The sequence below is a fragment of the Pseudomonas sp. TNT2022 ID1044 genome, from assembly GCF_028656895.1.
In the GTDB taxonomy this organism is placed as follows: Bacteria; Pseudomonadota; Gammaproteobacteria; order Pseudomonadales; family Pseudomonadaceae; genus Aquipseudomonas; species Aquipseudomonas reinekei.
The window spans coordinates 708,438-723,279 of the sequence record NZ_JAMDHB010000001.1 but is presented as its reverse complement, the minus strand read 5'-3'; the positions used below and the strand labels follow the sequence as shown (position 1 = coordinate 723,279).

Annotated in this window: 13 protein-coding genes; 8 read left to right on the top strand and 5 right to left on the bottom strand. The window is 58.9% G+C overall.

Annotated elements, in window-relative coordinates:
• Positions 1-166 precede the first annotated feature (166 nt).
• The 3 genes from M5G20_RS03315 to M5G20_RS03305 are packed head-to-tail and all read right to left on the bottom strand — an operon-like array spanning position 167 to position 2,369.
• Complete coding sequence (locus M5G20_RS03315) at positions 167-1,108, bottom strand: FecR family protein (RefSeq protein ID WP_273917887.1); 942 nt, start codon at positions 1,106-1,108, stop codon at positions 167-169.
• A 38-nt stretch (positions 1,109-1,146) separates the two neighbouring features.
• Positions 1,147-1,692, bottom strand: coding sequence for an RNA polymerase sigma factor (locus tag M5G20_RS03310; protein ID WP_150734325.1), 546 nt, complete (start codon positions 1,690-1,692; stop codon positions 1,147-1,149).
• A complete protein-coding gene (locus M5G20_RS03305; protein WP_443218285.1) occupies positions 1,689-2,369 on the bottom strand; it encodes a secretin and TonB N-terminal domain-containing protein in 681 nt (226 codons plus the stop codon). Before M5G20_RS03305 ends, M5G20_RS03310 begins: the two co-directional genes overlap by 4 nt.
• Before the next feature lie 193 nt (positions 2,370-2,562).
• On the opposite strand from M5G20_RS03305, the gene M5G20_RS03300 reads away from it, so the two are divergent.
• The gene (locus M5G20_RS03300; RefSeq protein ID WP_273917886.1) at positions 2,563-2,880 is read left to right on the top strand and encodes a hypothetical protein; all 318 of its coding nucleotides are present in this window, start codon (positions 2,563-2,565) and stop codon (positions 2,878-2,880) included.
• Between the two features lie 42 nt (positions 2,881-2,922).
• Here M5G20_RS03300 and M5G20_RS03295 read toward each other — a convergent pair whose 3' ends face one another.
• On the bottom strand, positions 2,923-3,363 hold the full coding sequence (locus M5G20_RS03295) for a carboxymuconolactone decarboxylase family protein (RefSeq protein ID WP_273917885.1): 441 nt from the start codon (positions 3,361-3,363) through the stop codon (positions 2,923-2,925).
• A gap of 203 nt (positions 3,364-3,566) precedes the next feature.
• Between M5G20_RS03295 and pdxR the strand changes: the two genes are divergently transcribed.
• From pdxR to M5G20_RS03270, 5 genes are all read left to right on the top strand, one after another.
• On the top strand, positions 3,567-5,000 hold the full coding sequence (gene pdxR / locus M5G20_RS03290; protein ID WP_273917884.1) for a MocR-like pyridoxine biosynthesis transcription factor PdxR: 1,434 nt from the start codon (positions 3,567-3,569) through the stop codon (positions 4,998-5,000).
• Positions 5,001-5,124: 124 nt separating this feature from the next.
• Positions 5,125-5,418, top strand: coding sequence for an antibiotic biosynthesis monooxygenase family protein (locus M5G20_RS03285; protein WP_273917883.1), 294 nt, complete (start codon positions 5,125-5,127; stop codon positions 5,416-5,418).
• Between the two features lie 198 nt (positions 5,419-5,616).
• Positions 5,617-6,036 carry a cupin domain-containing protein gene (locus M5G20_RS03280; protein WP_273917882.1) on the top strand — a complete coding sequence of 140 codons (420 nt, stop codon included), beginning with the start codon at positions 5,617-5,619 and terminating at the stop codon, positions 6,034-6,036.
• A 219-nt stretch (positions 6,037-6,255) separates the two neighbouring features.
• Positions 6,256-6,969 carry an ATPase gene (locus M5G20_RS03275; RefSeq protein ID WP_273917881.1) on the top strand — a complete coding sequence of 238 codons (714 nt, stop codon included), beginning with the start codon at positions 6,256-6,258 and terminating at the stop codon, positions 6,967-6,969.
• 213 nt (positions 6,970-7,182) lie between these two features.
• A complete protein-coding gene (locus M5G20_RS03270; RefSeq protein WP_273917880.1) occupies positions 7,183-7,755 on the top strand; it encodes a hypothetical protein in 573 nt (190 codons plus the stop codon).
• A gap of 88 nt (positions 7,756-7,843) precedes the next feature.
• Here M5G20_RS03270 and M5G20_RS03265 read toward each other — a convergent pair whose 3' ends face one another.
• A complete protein-coding gene (locus M5G20_RS03265; protein ID WP_273917879.1) occupies positions 7,844-12,739 on the bottom strand; it encodes an NAD-glutamate dehydrogenase in 4,896 nt (1,631 codons plus the stop codon).
• 503 nt (positions 12,740-13,242) lie between these two features.
• On the opposite strand from M5G20_RS03265, the gene M5G20_RS03260 reads away from it, so the two are divergent.
• Together M5G20_RS03260 and M5G20_RS03255 are read left to right on the top strand one after the other, a co-directional pair.
• The gene (locus tag M5G20_RS03260) at positions 13,243-13,596 is read left to right on the top strand and encodes a hypothetical protein (protein WP_273917878.1); all 354 of its coding nucleotides are present in this window, start codon (positions 13,243-13,245) and stop codon (positions 13,594-13,596) included.
• Between the two features lie 282 nt (positions 13,597-13,878).
• A complete protein-coding gene (locus M5G20_RS03255; protein WP_003218556.1) occupies positions 13,879-14,838 on the top strand; it encodes an AAA family ATPase in 960 nt (319 codons plus the stop codon).
• Positions 14,839-14,842 lie beyond the last annotated feature (4 nt).

Below are 14,842 nucleotides of genomic sequence, written 5' to 3'. Positions count from 1 at the left end.
GAAGGGCCAGACCGAACGGATGTCACACAAACTTCATGATTGGGGAGTAGCCCCCAAAAAAATGGCAGCCTCAAAGGGCTGCCATTTCGATGTCACCGCGTCACCGTTCATCGCTAGCCTGCTCGCGGTAGCGTCAGAACATTCAAGCCTCAACCAACGCCAGGCATTAACTAAGCACCACCACCCCACCGGGCAACTCCGTGCACTTGAGCCCGTACGCATCACGAATCAACAACGCCACGCCCGCCAGTTGATCGAGGCTGAACCGCGCCTGCACCTTGCGCTTGCCCAGTTCGCTGTTGAGCAACAGCAACATGCCGGGACGGTAGCGGTTGATCTCGTCGATCACCGACGCCAACGTGGCGTCGGTGAACACCAGTATTTGCTGGCGCCAGGCAATCACCGCCGTGGTGTCGACCGATTGCGGCGTGCCGATCTGCCGGGTGTCGTAGGTCACCTGCTGACCCGTTTCCAAACGAACGCTGCGCCCCAGGGTTTGCAGTTGCAGCGCCCCATCCAGGCACGTGACGCACACGCTCTGATTGATATTGCGCACGTTGAATCGCGCACGACTGGCGCTCAGCCAACCGCCCCCGGCCTGCACCTTGAGGGGTGTATCAGCCTGCGTCAGGACCTCAACTTCACCGCTGAGCAATTCGAGGCCCTGGCTGCCATCGGCGCCCTGCCGATGGTTGAGGCGCGTCTGGGTATTGAGCTCCAGGCTCACGCCGTCTGCCAGATCCAACCGGCGCTGCTCGCCGACTGCAGTGATGTAGTCCGCGCCCAATCCGGAGAATCCACCCGGCACGGTTCCACGAATAAGGAAGAACGCTGCCGAAGCCGCGATGGCGCCACCGAGGAACGCCCGCCGCCCGAAATGACCTGGCGCTTGCATTTGCTCGGCCGCCGGACGCAACTGGTGCCACAGCACCTTGGCCTGCTCGAATGCCTGGGCATGCTCAGGGCTTTGCGCGCACCATTCACGCAAGGCGTTGGCATCGGCAACAGTCGCCCGGCCGGAGGTCAACAGGACCAACCAGCCCTGGGCTTCGCGGGTGAGCCGATCCTGAGGCTGGACCTCAGGTGGCGAAGTTCGAAAGATGTTCAAAGCGCGGGGGTACTCACGGATTATTCGGGACTCTACTTTCAAGACGGTTTTCCCGCCCCGGGACCGAACCTCTGAATCACTTTTCTTTCCAAACGTCCGGCACAATGGCCCAAAGCGGCTTTGATTTCCTTCTCGACCATCCGTGTCGAAATGCCGAAACGCTGGGAAATCTCCAGGTGTGGCGCCTCTTCCAGGCGTGCGGCAATAAAGATTTTGCGTCGCCGGGCGGGCAACTCGTACAGGGCGCTGAGCAGCAGCTGGATCTCTTTCTGCCCGCCGACCACCCGTGCCGGATCGAGCGCCTCATCGGACACCTGCAACAGCTCTTCCACCTCACTGCCCGTCAACAAGCGGGCGTCCGACTGGCGACGGTCGGCGGCGATGTTGAGCGCCATGCGATACAAATAGGCATTGGGCTGGGCGATGTCCGGCACTTCCTCCATGCGGTCGACCCGCAGGTAAGTTTCGTGCAGCACATCGTTGGCCAGATCCTCAGACCCCAGACGTCGACGCAGGCGCACCTTGAAGTCGTCATAGGAAGTCAGGAACAACCCGACCATTGATTTTTTTCCGGTGTCTTTCATCCCCCGGAAACTCCTTTCCCTTGTGAGCATTCCATGCGTTTTCCTGATGATTCCGGTAACAGAAGCAGCGTGACCGGCTGGCTCAGAGAGCTGGGCGCCGGGCGTTCGATATCCAGGTTACGCAAACTTTCCACCAGCGCGGCGTCGCGCTGGATATCCCCCGTCGAGCTGACCAGACGGCTGTGCTGAACCACACCATCACGGCCGATCCACAGTTGCAGCAACGCACGAAAACTGCCCGGCCGGATCAATGACGAGCGGCACAGGCTGCGTTCAATCGCACTTTGAATCGATGCCGCATAACTGCTGGCGGGCAGCGGCGAACCCTTTTCCACATGAGCCGCCACGGCCGGCACCGGCGCAACCGTTGCCTTTTGCAAGGTGAAGGCGTCAGCCCGGGCGTACCGGGCCATCAATCCGCTGCCACTGAGCATCTGGCTCAGGGCATCCGTGGCGCTCAAGCGGCCCTTGACCGCAAGTGAACGTCGACCGCGGGTCAGCTGCCGGTCCACCAATACAGCCAGGCCGGTCGAACGACTGAACTGCTCAAGTGCGCCGGCCAGTTCCTGGGCTGGAATATCCAGCTCCCGGGGTGTTGCGGCATCCAGCGGCCCGGCCGTCGCGACCGATGCGATCAAGCCGATCAGCAACGCCAGGCACACCTGGCGAACCTGCATCAACGCAATCTGGCGCGCGCCCCTGACTCTGCCTCGTTGCACGGCTGCCCTGCCCCTGAAAACCGTCATCCTGATCACTGTTTATGAATCTGGTGTGACGGCCCGTGCAAAAAAACCATCATGAGATAGCAAATCGCTATGTAATAGACTCAAGCGCATCCACGGCCCGTTCGGGCTGGACAGGAGGTCTTGAATGAACACGTTATCGAGCATCGCATCAGGCATTTTGCTGATGAGCGCACTGACACTGGCGCAGGCCGAAGAGCCATTGGGGTGTGTGGACGTATCGGTGGGAGGCTACAAGGCGCCGGACTACAACTGCCTGAGCCAGCAAATGGGCAACAACCCGGAAGGCGCCGCCGCTGCACAAAAAAATCTGGAAGCCATGAACGTGCCGATCAACAAGCGCCCGCCCAACCAGGTCGGCCTGGCGACTCCGGCAGCCACCAGCACACGCATGGGCAATACCTTCGGCACGTCGGTGAAACCGCAGCGCCCGCCTGCGCCGTGAAAACATCGCGGGCAAGCCAGCGTCCGCAAGGGCGTGTGGGGTTCAATCGCTGGGCGTCTGGCGAAAACTCACAGCCAGGCGATTCCAGCTGTTGATGGTCGTGACCGCCATGGTCAGGTCCACCAGCTCACCCTCACTGAACTGCGCCCGCGCCTGTTCATAGACGTCATCCGGCACATGGTTTTGCGAAAGCAGCGTCACCGCCTCGGTCCAGGCCATGGCCGCGCGCTCGCGCGGGTTGAAGAAGTTGCTGTCGCGCCACACCACAATCGAATACAGGCGCCGGTCGGTCTCGCCCAGACGCCGGGCATCCACTGAGTGCATGTCGGTGCAAAACGCACAGCCATTGAGCTGTGAGGCGCGGATCTTGATCAGGTGCAACAACGCCGCTTCAATGCTCAGGCTGCTGGTCAACGCCTCCAGCGCGATCATCGCTTTCATCGCTTTGGGTGACGCGCTGTAGTAATCCAGGCGGGGGTTCATGGCAGGCCTCGTGTCACGGTGATGAACCCTCAAGGTAGTCGCTGATGCAAGCGCGTTACAGGTCCAATTCTGCGAAAAAACCGTGCACCACCCGCTGCCAGACCAATTAGCGGTATTTGCACCACGCAACTTCTGCATCCGCAACGATGAGGGTAATCTGGCGCCTCGCACACGCGCCTCAATGGCTCCGGAGCCTCGCCGGTATGGAACTACATGTTGTCATCAATGGCCGCAAGGACCTGGCGGGCCAGTTGTACAAGCAACTGCGCAGCGCCATCGAATCGGGCCGCCTGGCAGCCGGGACACAGCTTCCACCCAGCCGCCTGCTGGCCGAGCAACTGGGCATTTCCCGCAAGACCATTTCCGATACCTACGCGCAACTGACCTACGAAAACTTCCTCACCGGCGTGATCGGCAAAGGCACCTACGTCAATGCGCGGACCTCCAAAGTCGAGCGCAAGCAAAGCCATACCGAGCTCGCGGGTTTCGAGGTGATCGAGTCCTGGCGCACGCTGCCGGTGTTTCTGCGCCACCCGACGCTGGAAGGCTCGCTGCGTTACGACTTTATCGGCGGCGCCACCAGCAAGGGCCAGTTTCCCCAGGATGACTGGCGGCGCTGCACGTCCCACGCCTTGCGGCAGATGGCAGGTTCCAAGGGCTTCTACAGCCTGCCCGAAGGCCTGCCGGCGTTGCGCAATGCCATCGCACGACACATCGCGTTCTCCCGTGGGGTCAATTGCCAGGACGACGACGTGGTGGTGTGCAATGGCGCGCAGCAGGCGCTGGACCTGATTTCCCGGGTGCTGACCCACCCCGGCAGCATCGTCGCCATGGAAGACCCCGGTTATCCGCCCGCGCGCCTGCTGTTCGGCACCCACGGCGCCACTGTGGTGGGCGTGCCGGTGGATGCCGAAGGTATTGAGGTGGACAAGATTCCCCTCGGCACCCGGTTGATTTACGTCACCCCCTCGCACCAGTTTCCGCTGGGCATGCCCATGAGCCAGGCGCGTCGGGTTGCGCTGCTGGCCAAGGCCCATGAGTTGGGGGCGATCATCATCGAGGACGACTACGACAGCGAATTCCGCTATGAGGGCCGTCCCACGGACTCGCTGCAAAGCATGGATGAGCGCGGGATCGTCGCCTACGTCGGGACGTTCTCGAAAACCTTGTTGCCGGAGCTGCGCCTGGGATACGCGATCCTGCCGCCAGCCATCCACGAAGCCGTGGTGCGCGCCAAGCAACTGACCGACCTGCACACCTCCACCCTGCCCCAATGGGCACTGGCGAAATTCATTGCTGAGGGCTGTTTGCTAAAGCATATCCGCCGTTGCCACGCGATCTATGCCGGCAGACGTGAGCGGATCCTTTCGCGCATGGCCGGTGACCTGTCACCGTGGCTTGAAGCGGTCCCGAGCACGGCGGGTTTTCACATGGCGGTCATGTGCAAAGTGCCCATTGATATCGCCCTGGTCATCGAACTGGCGAAAAAAGTCGAAGTGGGGCTGTATTCCATCGAGGGCTTTTTCTACCAGCGAACGCCTCAGGCCGGCTTTCTCATGGGCTTTGGCGCCATCGAAACCCTGGACATCGACACGGCGCTGGATCGGCTGAGGGACATCTTGCAGCAAGTCGCCTGATGGATTGGTCTGCGGCTTTATCAGGCGATTGGCTATTGGATGTCCGGGGGTGCAGGCCTATTCTGCATAGGCGTTATCCCTCAATGAGCAGGATTCGTCCGGCCTGATTCAGGAGTGTGAGCCAATGTCCGACAAAGTGATCAATACCGTTAAGGTGCAGGCCGTCGCCGGCCGCTCGGAAGAACTGGGTAAGCAACTGCAAAAGATTGTCGACACCCTGCGCGAACTACCGGGCTGTGACTCCTATATGGTCGACCGCTGCCCTGAGGACAGTAACCGCTGGACCGTCAGTGCCCACTGGCAATCGGAATCGGCCATGCAGTCGCATTTCAACAGCCCGCAGGTGCAAGGCTTCATCGACCTGATCGATTGCCAGCTGGCTAACGCCGTCGACTTCAACAGCTTTCCGATTCGTTAGTAGAAAAATCAAAAGATCGCAGCCTTCGGCAGCTCCTGCATCGGAATACGTTCCCTGCAGGAGCTGCCGAAGGCTGCGATCTTTTAGTTGAAACGCTGGAAATTGGTCCCCTGACCTTCCCCGATATTGGCTGTTTGATTGCCCAGCGCGGCGGACTAGATTGGTGCCTGGCCCCTAATCCAATGCAGGTGATGAACCATGAATGTTTTACGCTTCTGTGCCGCTCCTCTCGTTGCCCTGACCCTGACCGTTTCCGCCTCGGCATTCGCCCATGAAGCCGGTGCCCCCTCGGAAAAAATCACAGTGCTGCAAGACCACATGCTGAAAAACGTACCGGGTAAAAAAGCACTGATGATTGAAGTCGATTACCAGCCTGGCCAATCGTCCATCGCCCACAAACACGAAGGTACCGCCATGGCCTACGTACTTTCGGGGTCGATTACCTCCCAGGTGAAGGGCGAAAAAGCAGTGACTTACAAGGCTGGGGAATACTGGTACGAAGCGGCCGGCTCCGAGCACCTGGTCTCGAAAAACGCCAGCGCGACCGAGCCTGCCAAGTTGTTGGTGTTCATGGTGTTGTCGCCGGATGAACAAGTGCTGATCCCCTTGAAAAACTGATCGCTGAGCGAATAGCCATAAATAATCTCTGCCAAATGTGCCATCCGGGTGTTTTTATTTCCGTGAGCAATTAACCGGACTTATTTAAACCAAACAAAACTATGGACCGTGTGATATCGGCTATTTGCTTCGGCTGTTCCCGGTTTAGTCTGGAGCAACTGCCGATCACTTCCGGCAACTTCATCTTCCTTACTGATGTTGTTTCACTGGAGTAACACAATGAAACTTGCACTTGTCAGTACGTTAACCCTAACAACTGTTTTTTTGTCCGGCTGCTCGGTTCCCACCGCCCCCTCGGCGGGGCCTTCGCTGGAGGGTGTGTTCAGCGAACCGGTCGGGCGCAGCAACGCAACCCGTATTCCCAACGACAGCAACGTTGCCCTGGGCATGGTGTATAGCCACAACACCCAGGCCAACCGCGCCTATCTGCAGGATTACCAGGCCAATGCCGGCACCGGTTTCGGCCAGAGCCTGCTGGTGCAGGAGATCCACGACGCCTACGTCGCCACCTCCAAACCCGACCTCGCGGTGGATTGGGTCAAAGCGTCGCTACAACGGCAGTTCGGTTCAGTCACGGTGTATCCGGACATGCAAAGCCTCCAGTCAGCCAGACCGGACGTGGTCGCCATCGTCGACAGTCGCAGCCAGTTGATCACATCGCGAAGCTCGGACATCGAGGCGAATGTCAGCGCGGATTTCTACGACAGGAACTTGAATTACATCGGCACTGCGCGAGGGCATGACGCCAAGGCACTCAGCCCGGTCTGGGCGGACTATAAACGCAGTGAAGACATCGTTGCGGATATACATGAGCAACAGAATATTCAAGTACGGGCGCTGCAGAAGTTTGACCAGTCGCTCAGTAATTTACTAACCAACCCGACAAGCAATATATCAATGCTAGACAATCCCCAAAACAAGAAACCTTATTGACGGTAATCACCTCGCGGGCGGGCTCGGTTATTACTGGAACGAAAGCTGCCCGCGTTCACATCCGACCGACTGTCGGTCTTTCATAGAAAAAGACATGACATAGGGCCATGTAGCAATTTGAAATCTTTAAACTCTTCCATAGAACGAGAACAACGGTATTTTATGTTCGGAATGAATATGGCATAAACCCTCATTAAAACAACGGAAGTTTTCATGGACAGAAATCAAGACAGATCCTTCATTGCGGAGTTGACTTGCAATCACAGTAAAATGAGCTTTTTTGAAAAACAGCTTAATTCACGTTTTTTTGAAGTCTCCGAGTTACCTAAAAACATCATCACCACTGATGATGTCAAAGATCCTTTTGGCAATGGCATGCTACCAGTAGGTTATGGCGAAAATACCGTGGCGCCAAAAATTATCGTGCACTTCAGATGTTACGACGACTATTACAATTTACAAATCCTGAGCGAACCCTACTATCAAAAATACTTCAGCAAGAACAGCGACGGCATCTTGGGCGCCTTTGCTGCGGCCGGAGGAAACACAACATCGTTCAACTTGCTGGACGCCAATCACAACATCATCACACTGGATGATTTAAGCTCCAATACAGCGACGGTCTATTTAAAAGCACGCAACTCAGGGATCATCAAAAAAAATATATGGCGCGCACCAGTTCATAAGTACTACTTTAACGATTCCACTGGAGACATTGCGGTATTCGAGCTGGATATTTTTGAAAGGAGCGCACGCTCACCGCAACACTCAACTCCTTACTCTTGAGTTAGCCTTAGCGGTTAACTCATCCTTAATCTCTTAAATAAAAAAGCCCCGCATCTCTCAATGCGGGGCTTTTTCATTCAACGCTGACTTAAGCCAGTTCAAGCTCGGCATTGGCCGTGGCAGGTGCCACCACCGCTTGCCCGCTCAACGCCAGGTCCAGCAGTTCACGGTTGGCCACCGCGTACATGGCGTAGTCAGTACCGCTGGCAGCACGGATTTCCACCAGCATGGCACGCCAGCGCTCAATCATGCTTTCGCTCTGCGCCATCCACAGCGACAGGCGTGCTTCCACGTCCTGAGTGCCGTCGCCCTGTTGCAGGACCGAAATAGTGATCGCACGTTGCTGCCAGTCCACATCGTCACGGAACGCTTCACGGGCCAGGGCCTGCCAGTTGTTTTCAACCGGCAGCGCGCTGATCTGTTGCATGTACCAGGTGATGTCCAGCGCACTGCCCACGGCGAAGTAAGCCTTGGCCACTTCAGCCGGATCCTGGCCAGTCACGTCGGACGCCTCGATGATCGGCAGCAGGGTGTACAGGTGCGAGGTGCCAGCCACCATACGCGCCAGCAACTCCGGCACACCGGCTTCGACGTAGGCCTGATAGCGGGTCTGCCAGGTTTCGCGGATTTCGCCACTGAGCAGCTCGTCGAGCTTCAGCCCCAGCTCCTTCAGGTGCGGACCGAAGTGCGCGACGTCGCGGGCAGCGTTCTGCTCGTTGCGACGGGCACGCAGGAACCAGCGCGTAGCGCGACGGCCCAGACGCATCAGCTCGTCCATCAGCTCCAGTTGCACATCAGCGGCGACCTGGTAATCCAGGGCTTCGATCTGACGGAACCAGTGCGGGAGATGGAAAATGTCGCGCACGATCACATAGGCGCCCGCCACGTTCGCCGGGCTCATGCCGGTCGACTCTTTGAGTCGCTGAACGAAGGTGATGCCCATGTGGTTCACCAGATCGTTGGCGATCTGCGTGCTGACGATTTCACGCTTCAGACGGTGACGGCGCATGGCTGCGGAGAACTTGCTCACCAGGGTCGGCGGGAAAGCGGTTTCCATGTCGCGGGTCAGGTAGTCGTCGTCCGGCACCAGGGAGCCCAGCAGCTGCTCCTTGAGGTCGATCTTGCTGTAGGAGATCAGCACCGACAACTCGGCACGGGTCAGGCCATGGCCTTCGGCAATGCGTTCGTTGAGGGCTTCTTCCGACGGCAGGAACTCGATGGCGCGATCCAGCTTGCCACGGCCTTCCAGATCGTTCATCAGACGCTTGTATTCGGCAATCCGCGGCAAGGCGCGACGGGCCGCCAGGGACAGCGCCTGAGTCTGCTTGTAGTTGTTGCCCAGCACCAGACCACCGACTTCGTCGGTCATGCTCGCCAGCAACTGGTTGCGTTGCTTGTCGGTCATGTCGCCAGCCTGAACCACTTCGTTCAGCAGGATCTTGATGTTCACTTCGTGGTCGGAGCAGTCCACACCACCGGCGTTATCGATGAAGTCGGTGTTGGAACCGCCGCCATTGATACCGAATTCCACACGACCCAATTGGGTCATGCCGAGGTTACCGCCCTCGCCCACGACTTTGCAGCGCAGTTCGTTGCCGTTCACGCGCAGTGCATCGTTGGCCTTGTCGCCGACATCGGCGTGGCTTTCGCTGCTGGCCTTGACGTAAGTCCCGATACCGCCGTTCCACAACAGATCCACCGGTGCCTTGAGCAAGGCGTTCAGCAGTTCGGTCGGGGTCAGCTTGTCAGCCTTGATGTCGAAGCGTTCCTGCATCTGCGGGGAGATCGCGATGCTCTTCGCGCTGCGCGAGAAGATACCGCCACCTTCAGACATGATGCTGGTGTCGTAATCCGACCAGGCCGAACGCGGCAGGTCGAACAGACGCTGGCGCTCGACGAAGCTGGTCGCCGGGTTCGGGTTCGGGTCGATGAAGATGTGCAGGTGGTTGAACGCGGCAACCAGTTGCAGCTTGTCGGACATCAGCAAGCCGTTACCGAACACGTCACCGGCCATGTCGCCGACGCCCACGACAGTGATGCTGTCTTCCTGGACATTGATCCCGCGTTCGCGGAAGTGGCGCTGTACGCCAACCCACGCGCCCTTGGCGGTGATGCCCATTTTCTTGTGGTCGTAACCGGCCGAACCACCGGACGCGAACGCGTCACCCAGCCAGAAGCCATAGTCGATGGCGATACCGTTGGCGATGTCGGAGAAGGTTGCAGTGCCTTTGTCCGCCGCGACCACCAGGTACGGGTCATCGTCGTCATGACGCACGACGTTGGCCGGTGGTACCAGCGCGCCGTCTTTCAGGTTGTCGGTGATGTCCAGCAGACCCGAAATGAAGATGCGGTAGCACGCAACGCCTTCGGCCGCGATCTCGTCTCGGCTGCCGCCCAGTGGCAGGCGACGCGGCAGGAAGCCGCCCTTCGCGCCCACTGGCACGATGACCGAGTTCTTCACTTGTTGGGCTTTTACCAGGCCGAGGACTTCGGTACGGAAGTCTTCTTCACGGTCGGACCAGCGCAGACCACCACGGGCAACGTTACCAAAGCGCAGGTGCACGCCTTCAACGCGTGGCGAGTAGACGAAGATTTCGAACTTCGGCACCGGCTTCGGCAGTTCAGGGATCAAGTGCGGGTTGAACTTGAAGCTGAAGTACGACTTGTTCTGGCCGTTGGCATCGGTCTGGTAGAAGTTGGTCCGCAGGGTCGCCTTGATCAGGTCAAGGTAGCGACGCAGGATGCGGTCTTCGTTCAACACCTGAACGTCGTCCAGCGCCGTCAGGATCGCGTGCTCCAGACGTTGTTGCTTGTCGTCCAGATCATCGCCGGTCAGCTTGCGCGCCAGATAGAAACGGGTCTTGAACAACCGGGTCAGTTCGCGAGCGATGTCGGTGTGGTTGTTCAACGTGCTGGCGATGTAGCCCAGGTCGAAGCCCAGACGAATCTGCTTCAGGTAGCGGGCGTAGGCACGCAGCAGCGCCACGTCACGCCAAGGCAGGCCAGCGGTCAGCACCAGACGGTTGAACGCATCGTTCTCGGCATCGCCACGGACGATGTGGACGAACGCGTCCTGCAGAGTGTCGTTGAGTTGCTGGATGTCCAGGTCCAGGCCTTCGGCCGCGGTGAACGCGAAGTCATGAATCCAGAACTCGCGGCCATTGGTGTGACGCAGGCGGTACGGGAATTCGCCCAGCACGCGCAGGCCGAGGTTTTCCAGGATCGGCAACACGTCGGACAGTGCCAGCGGAGTATCGGCGTGGTACAGCTTGCAATGCAGCTCACGCTGGCCGGACACCTGGCCCAGCGGCTGATAGAAGCTCATGACCAGCGGATTTTTCTCGCTGAGGTTCAGCAGGTGCTGCATGTCGACCACAGCCGAGTGGGCTGCGAAACGCTCGCGGTAACCCGCCGGGAAGCCTTTCGGGAAGTCGGCCAGCACGTTGGTGCCATGGGCTTCGCCGAAGGTCTCGACGGTCAGCGCGGAGTAATCGTCCTGCCAGCTGCGGCAGGCCTGGATCACTTCGTTTTCCAGCTGTTGCGGGTCGATGTCGATGCGGTTTTTCGGGTCTACGCGCAGGATCAGTTGAACGCGGGCCAGCACGGACTCGGAGAAGAAGGTCCAGAACTCGCAGTCCGAGGCTTTCAGGCGATCCATCAGCACTTGCTGGATCTTCTGGCGCACTTCGGTGGAGTAGATGTCACGCGGCACGTAGGCCAGGCAGTAGCAGAAACGGCCGTACGGGTCTTTGCGCAGGAACACGCGAATCTTGTTGCGTTCCTGAATCTGCACGATCGACATCACGGTGCTGAACAGCTCGTCCACCGGTGTCTGAAACAGATCGTCGCGTGGCAGCACTTCAACCACCTGCGCCAACTCTTTGCCCAGGTGAGCCTTGGACTGGAAGCCGGAGCGGCGTTCGATTTCCGCGACCTTGCGGCGGATGTACGGGATGACCCGCACACTTTCGCCATACACCGAGGAGGTGTACAGGCCCATGAAACGGCATTCCTTGATGACGTTGCCGTCGGCGTCGATTTCACGGATCGACACGTAGTCCGGGTAAGCCGGACGGTGTACACGGCTTGGGTGTGCGGCCTTGGCGAACGACAGCAGGGTCGGTTCGCGCAGGTAATTCACGGCATAGTCTTCGATGCGCAGGTCATCGTAGGTCAGGCCGGCGCGCAGCAATTTGGTCAGGCCGAGGAAGGAGTCCTGATCGTACACAATGTGGCCGCCATCGGCTTCATCGCGAACAACAAATTCTTCGTAGCCCAGGAAGGTGAAGTGGTTGCCCACCAGCCATTCCAGGAAGCTTTTGATTTCAGCTTTTTCGTCGCCATCGACAACGAACTTGCTGCTGTCCAGGTTGTTCAGGATTTCCTGGACCTTGGCTTTCATTGGCTCAAAATCGGCCACCGCAACGCGCACTTCACCGAGCACTTGCTCCAGTTCTTTGCTCAGCACGTTCAATTCAGCGGTGTTGGCGCAACGGTCGATTTCCAGGTACATCAACGACTCTTGCAGCACGTCGTCGCCCTGGGTGCCTTTTGGCAGGATTTCCAGCAACTCGCCCTTGCTGCCGCGACGCACGCTCAGCACGGTGGTCTGCAGGGTGTGGATGCTGTAGCCGCGACGGTTCAGCTCGGTACGCACCGAGTCCACCAGAAATGGCAGGTCGTGGTGCAGCACTTCGACCGCGGTGTGGGTCGACTGCCAGCCATGACGCTCGTAATCGGGGTTGTAGACGCGCACTTGCGGTTGCGCGTGATCGAAGCGCTCAAGCAGGCGCCACGCAGAAAGGGTACAGCCAGCGAGGTCGGACAAACGACGCTGGGTCAGTTCGTCAAGGGAAATGATGCCGAAGAATTGTTCAGCGAACAGCGCCACTTGTGGCAGTGCCTGTTCACTGATGTGCTGCGCCAGTGCCGCTTGCAGTTGGTGCTGGAAGTCGGCTTTGCTGGCTGCGGTGAAGAACGCCATCTGTGGTACTCCGCTTGGGCTTGTTATTGATGGAAGCGTCGCGTGCAAAACCCCTCTCGGGGCGGTCCGTCACCCGGTTCCTGATTCTCGGGCAGAGGAAACAGGGTGACAGGTGGGTGAAGCTGGACGGGACACTCGGGTCACATTCACCTTCCGTGAATGGGCATCTGCAAAAACGACTGGCTGCGTGCAGCGCAATGTCTTTACGGGTGCTCATCCGTTGCGCAGCTTAACGAGTGCGGCAAGGCCCGTGCTTGCGGTGCTGCGACATATTCGGTCAACGGCACGCAGCTTCAGGCATGCGCATCGAACAACACTAGCATTCGCACAGGAAAATGACGGTTTTCCGTCCGGTTTTACGGGACATGCGTACCAGAAATGACCAGCAACACTTCGCTCGTTCACGACACATCCTCTGACACTCGGACGAGCATAAATGTGCGTGGGCTGGCAGAATCGCCGTTTGTTCGCCTTTACAACGCTCGCCGAGCCAGGAAATCCCCATGCAAATGACCACCGCCCTCTTGATCGTCAACCCGTGCGACGACGAGGAAGACAACATGGCCATGCTCTGCTGCCACAGCGACAAGGGCGAAATGTTCCTGATGAGCCGTTATCCGGACGAGGACGAGCTGGAAATCACCCTGGACGGCGAGCCTTCGACGCTCGATGGCGTGAAGGTTACGTTGAGCCCTGCCCTGCTGAAGATTGAAATTGCGGCGGCGGATGCCGATGCGTTGAATGGAGATGATGTGCTGGAGATCACCTTCAACCCGGATATGGTGGATATGGATGAAGTTACAGAGACCCTGAAGAACATCCTTGACGGCACCGGGACCTTCATCAGCCAGATTTGAGGGCACCTGAACCGGCCCCATCGCTGGCAAGCCAGCGCCTACAGTGACTGTTGCACAGATTGCACACACACCGCCTCTCTGTAGGAGCTGGCTTGCCAGCGATGAGGCCCTGCCAGCCATCCCAAGACTTGCGCCCCGCAAAAATTCAACAATCCCCAACCATTTCCCGCACTTTGCGCAAAATGCCGTTAGTCGCCGCCCCCCGCGATGGATTAAAGTAACGCCCCCAGCCCTGGCGTATTCATCACGACCTCGGCGACCCATTTCCAGGAACAGTCATCGATGGAACATCGTGAAGCGCTGCTCGCGCTGCGAACCTTTCTTTCAACGCAGATTCTCGGCCAGGAAAAACTCATCGAGCGCTTGCTCATCGCCTTGCTTGCCGACGGCCACATGCTGGTCGAAGGCGCGCCGGGCCTGGCCAAGACCAAGGCCATCAAAGAGTTGGCCGAAGGCATCGAGGCTCAGTTCCATCGCATCCAGTTCACCCCCGACCTGCTGCCTGCCGACATCACCGGTACGGAAATCTATCGCCCGGAAACCGGCAGTTTCGTCTTCCAGCAAGGCCCGATCTTCCACAACCTGGTGCTGGCGGACGAAATCAACCGCGCGCCGGCCAAAGTTCAGTCGGCGTTGCTCGAAGCCATGGCCGAGCGTCAGGTCAGTGTCGGGCGCAGTACTTACGAGCTGTCGCCGCTATTCCTGGTGATGGCCACGCAAAACCCCATCGAGCAGGAAGGCACCTACCCGCTGCCCGAGGCGCAACTCGACCGCTTCCTGATGCACGTGAAAATCGGCTTTCCGGACGCCGCCGTCGAACGCCGCATCCTGCAACAGGCTCGTGGCGAAGCGCTCAATGGTGAAACCAAGCCCGAACGCCGGGTCAGCCAACAGGCAATTTTCGCCGCTCGCAAGGAAATCCTCGGTTTGTACATGGCCGATGCCGTGGAGGAATACCTGGTGCAACTGGTCATGGCCACCCGCACCCCGGCCAAGTTCGATCCGGAGATGGCCGAGTGGATTGCCTATGGCGCCAGCCCTCGCGGCTCGATCGCCCTCGACCGCTGTGCCCGCGCCCACGCCTGGCTCGCCGGTCGCGACTTCGTCAGCCCGGAAGACATTCAGGCGGTGCTGTTCGACGTGTTGCGTCACCGCATCATTCTCTCCTTTGAAGCCGAAGCCGCTGGCATCGATCAGGACCGGGTGGTCCAGCGGATTCTCGACGTCGTAGCTGTCGCTTGAGTCC

Excerpts from the sequence above, each read along its gene's own strand:
- M5G20_RS03310 (WP_150734325.1), bottom strand. The coding sequence starts at position 1,692 with ATGAAAGACACCGGAAAAAAATCAATGGTCGGGTTGTTCCTGACTTCC.
- M5G20_RS03305 (WP_443218285.1), bottom strand. The coding sequence starts at position 2,369 with ATGCAGGTTCGCCAGGTGTGCCTGGCGTTGCTGATCGGCTTGATCGCA.
- M5G20_RS03300 (WP_273917886.1), top strand. The coding sequence starts at position 2,563 with ATGAACACGTTATCGAGCATCGCATCAGGCATTTTGCTGATGAGCGCA.
- M5G20_RS03295 (WP_273917885.1), bottom strand. The coding sequence starts at position 3,363 with ATGAACCCCCGCCTGGATTACTACAGCGCGTCACCCAAAGCGATGAAA.
- pdxR (WP_273917884.1), top strand. The coding sequence starts at position 3,567 with ATGGAACTACATGTTGTCATCAATGGCCGCAAGGACCTGGCGGGCCAG.
- M5G20_RS03285 (WP_273917883.1), top strand. The coding sequence starts at position 5,125 with ATGTCCGACAAAGTGATCAATACCGTTAAGGTGCAGGCCGTCGCCGGC.
- M5G20_RS03280 (WP_273917882.1), top strand. The coding sequence starts at position 5,617 with ATGAATGTTTTACGCTTCTGTGCCGCTCCTCTCGTTGCCCTGACCCTG.
- M5G20_RS03275 (WP_273917881.1), top strand. The coding sequence starts at position 6,256 with ATGAAACTTGCACTTGTCAGTACGTTAACCCTAACAACTGTTTTTTTG.
- M5G20_RS03270 (WP_273917880.1), top strand. The coding sequence starts at position 7,183 with ATGGACAGAAATCAAGACAGATCCTTCATTGCGGAGTTGACTTGCAAT.
- M5G20_RS03265 (WP_273917879.1), bottom strand. The coding sequence starts at position 12,739 with ATGGCGTTCTTCACCGCAGCCAGCAAAGCCGACTTCCAGCACCAACTG.
- M5G20_RS03260 (WP_273917878.1), top strand. The coding sequence starts at position 13,243 with ATGCAAATGACCACCGCCCTCTTGATCGTCAACCCGTGCGACGACGAG.
- M5G20_RS03255 (WP_003218556.1), top strand. The coding sequence starts at position 13,879 with ATGGAACATCGTGAAGCGCTGCTCGCGCTGCGAACCTTTCTTTCAACG.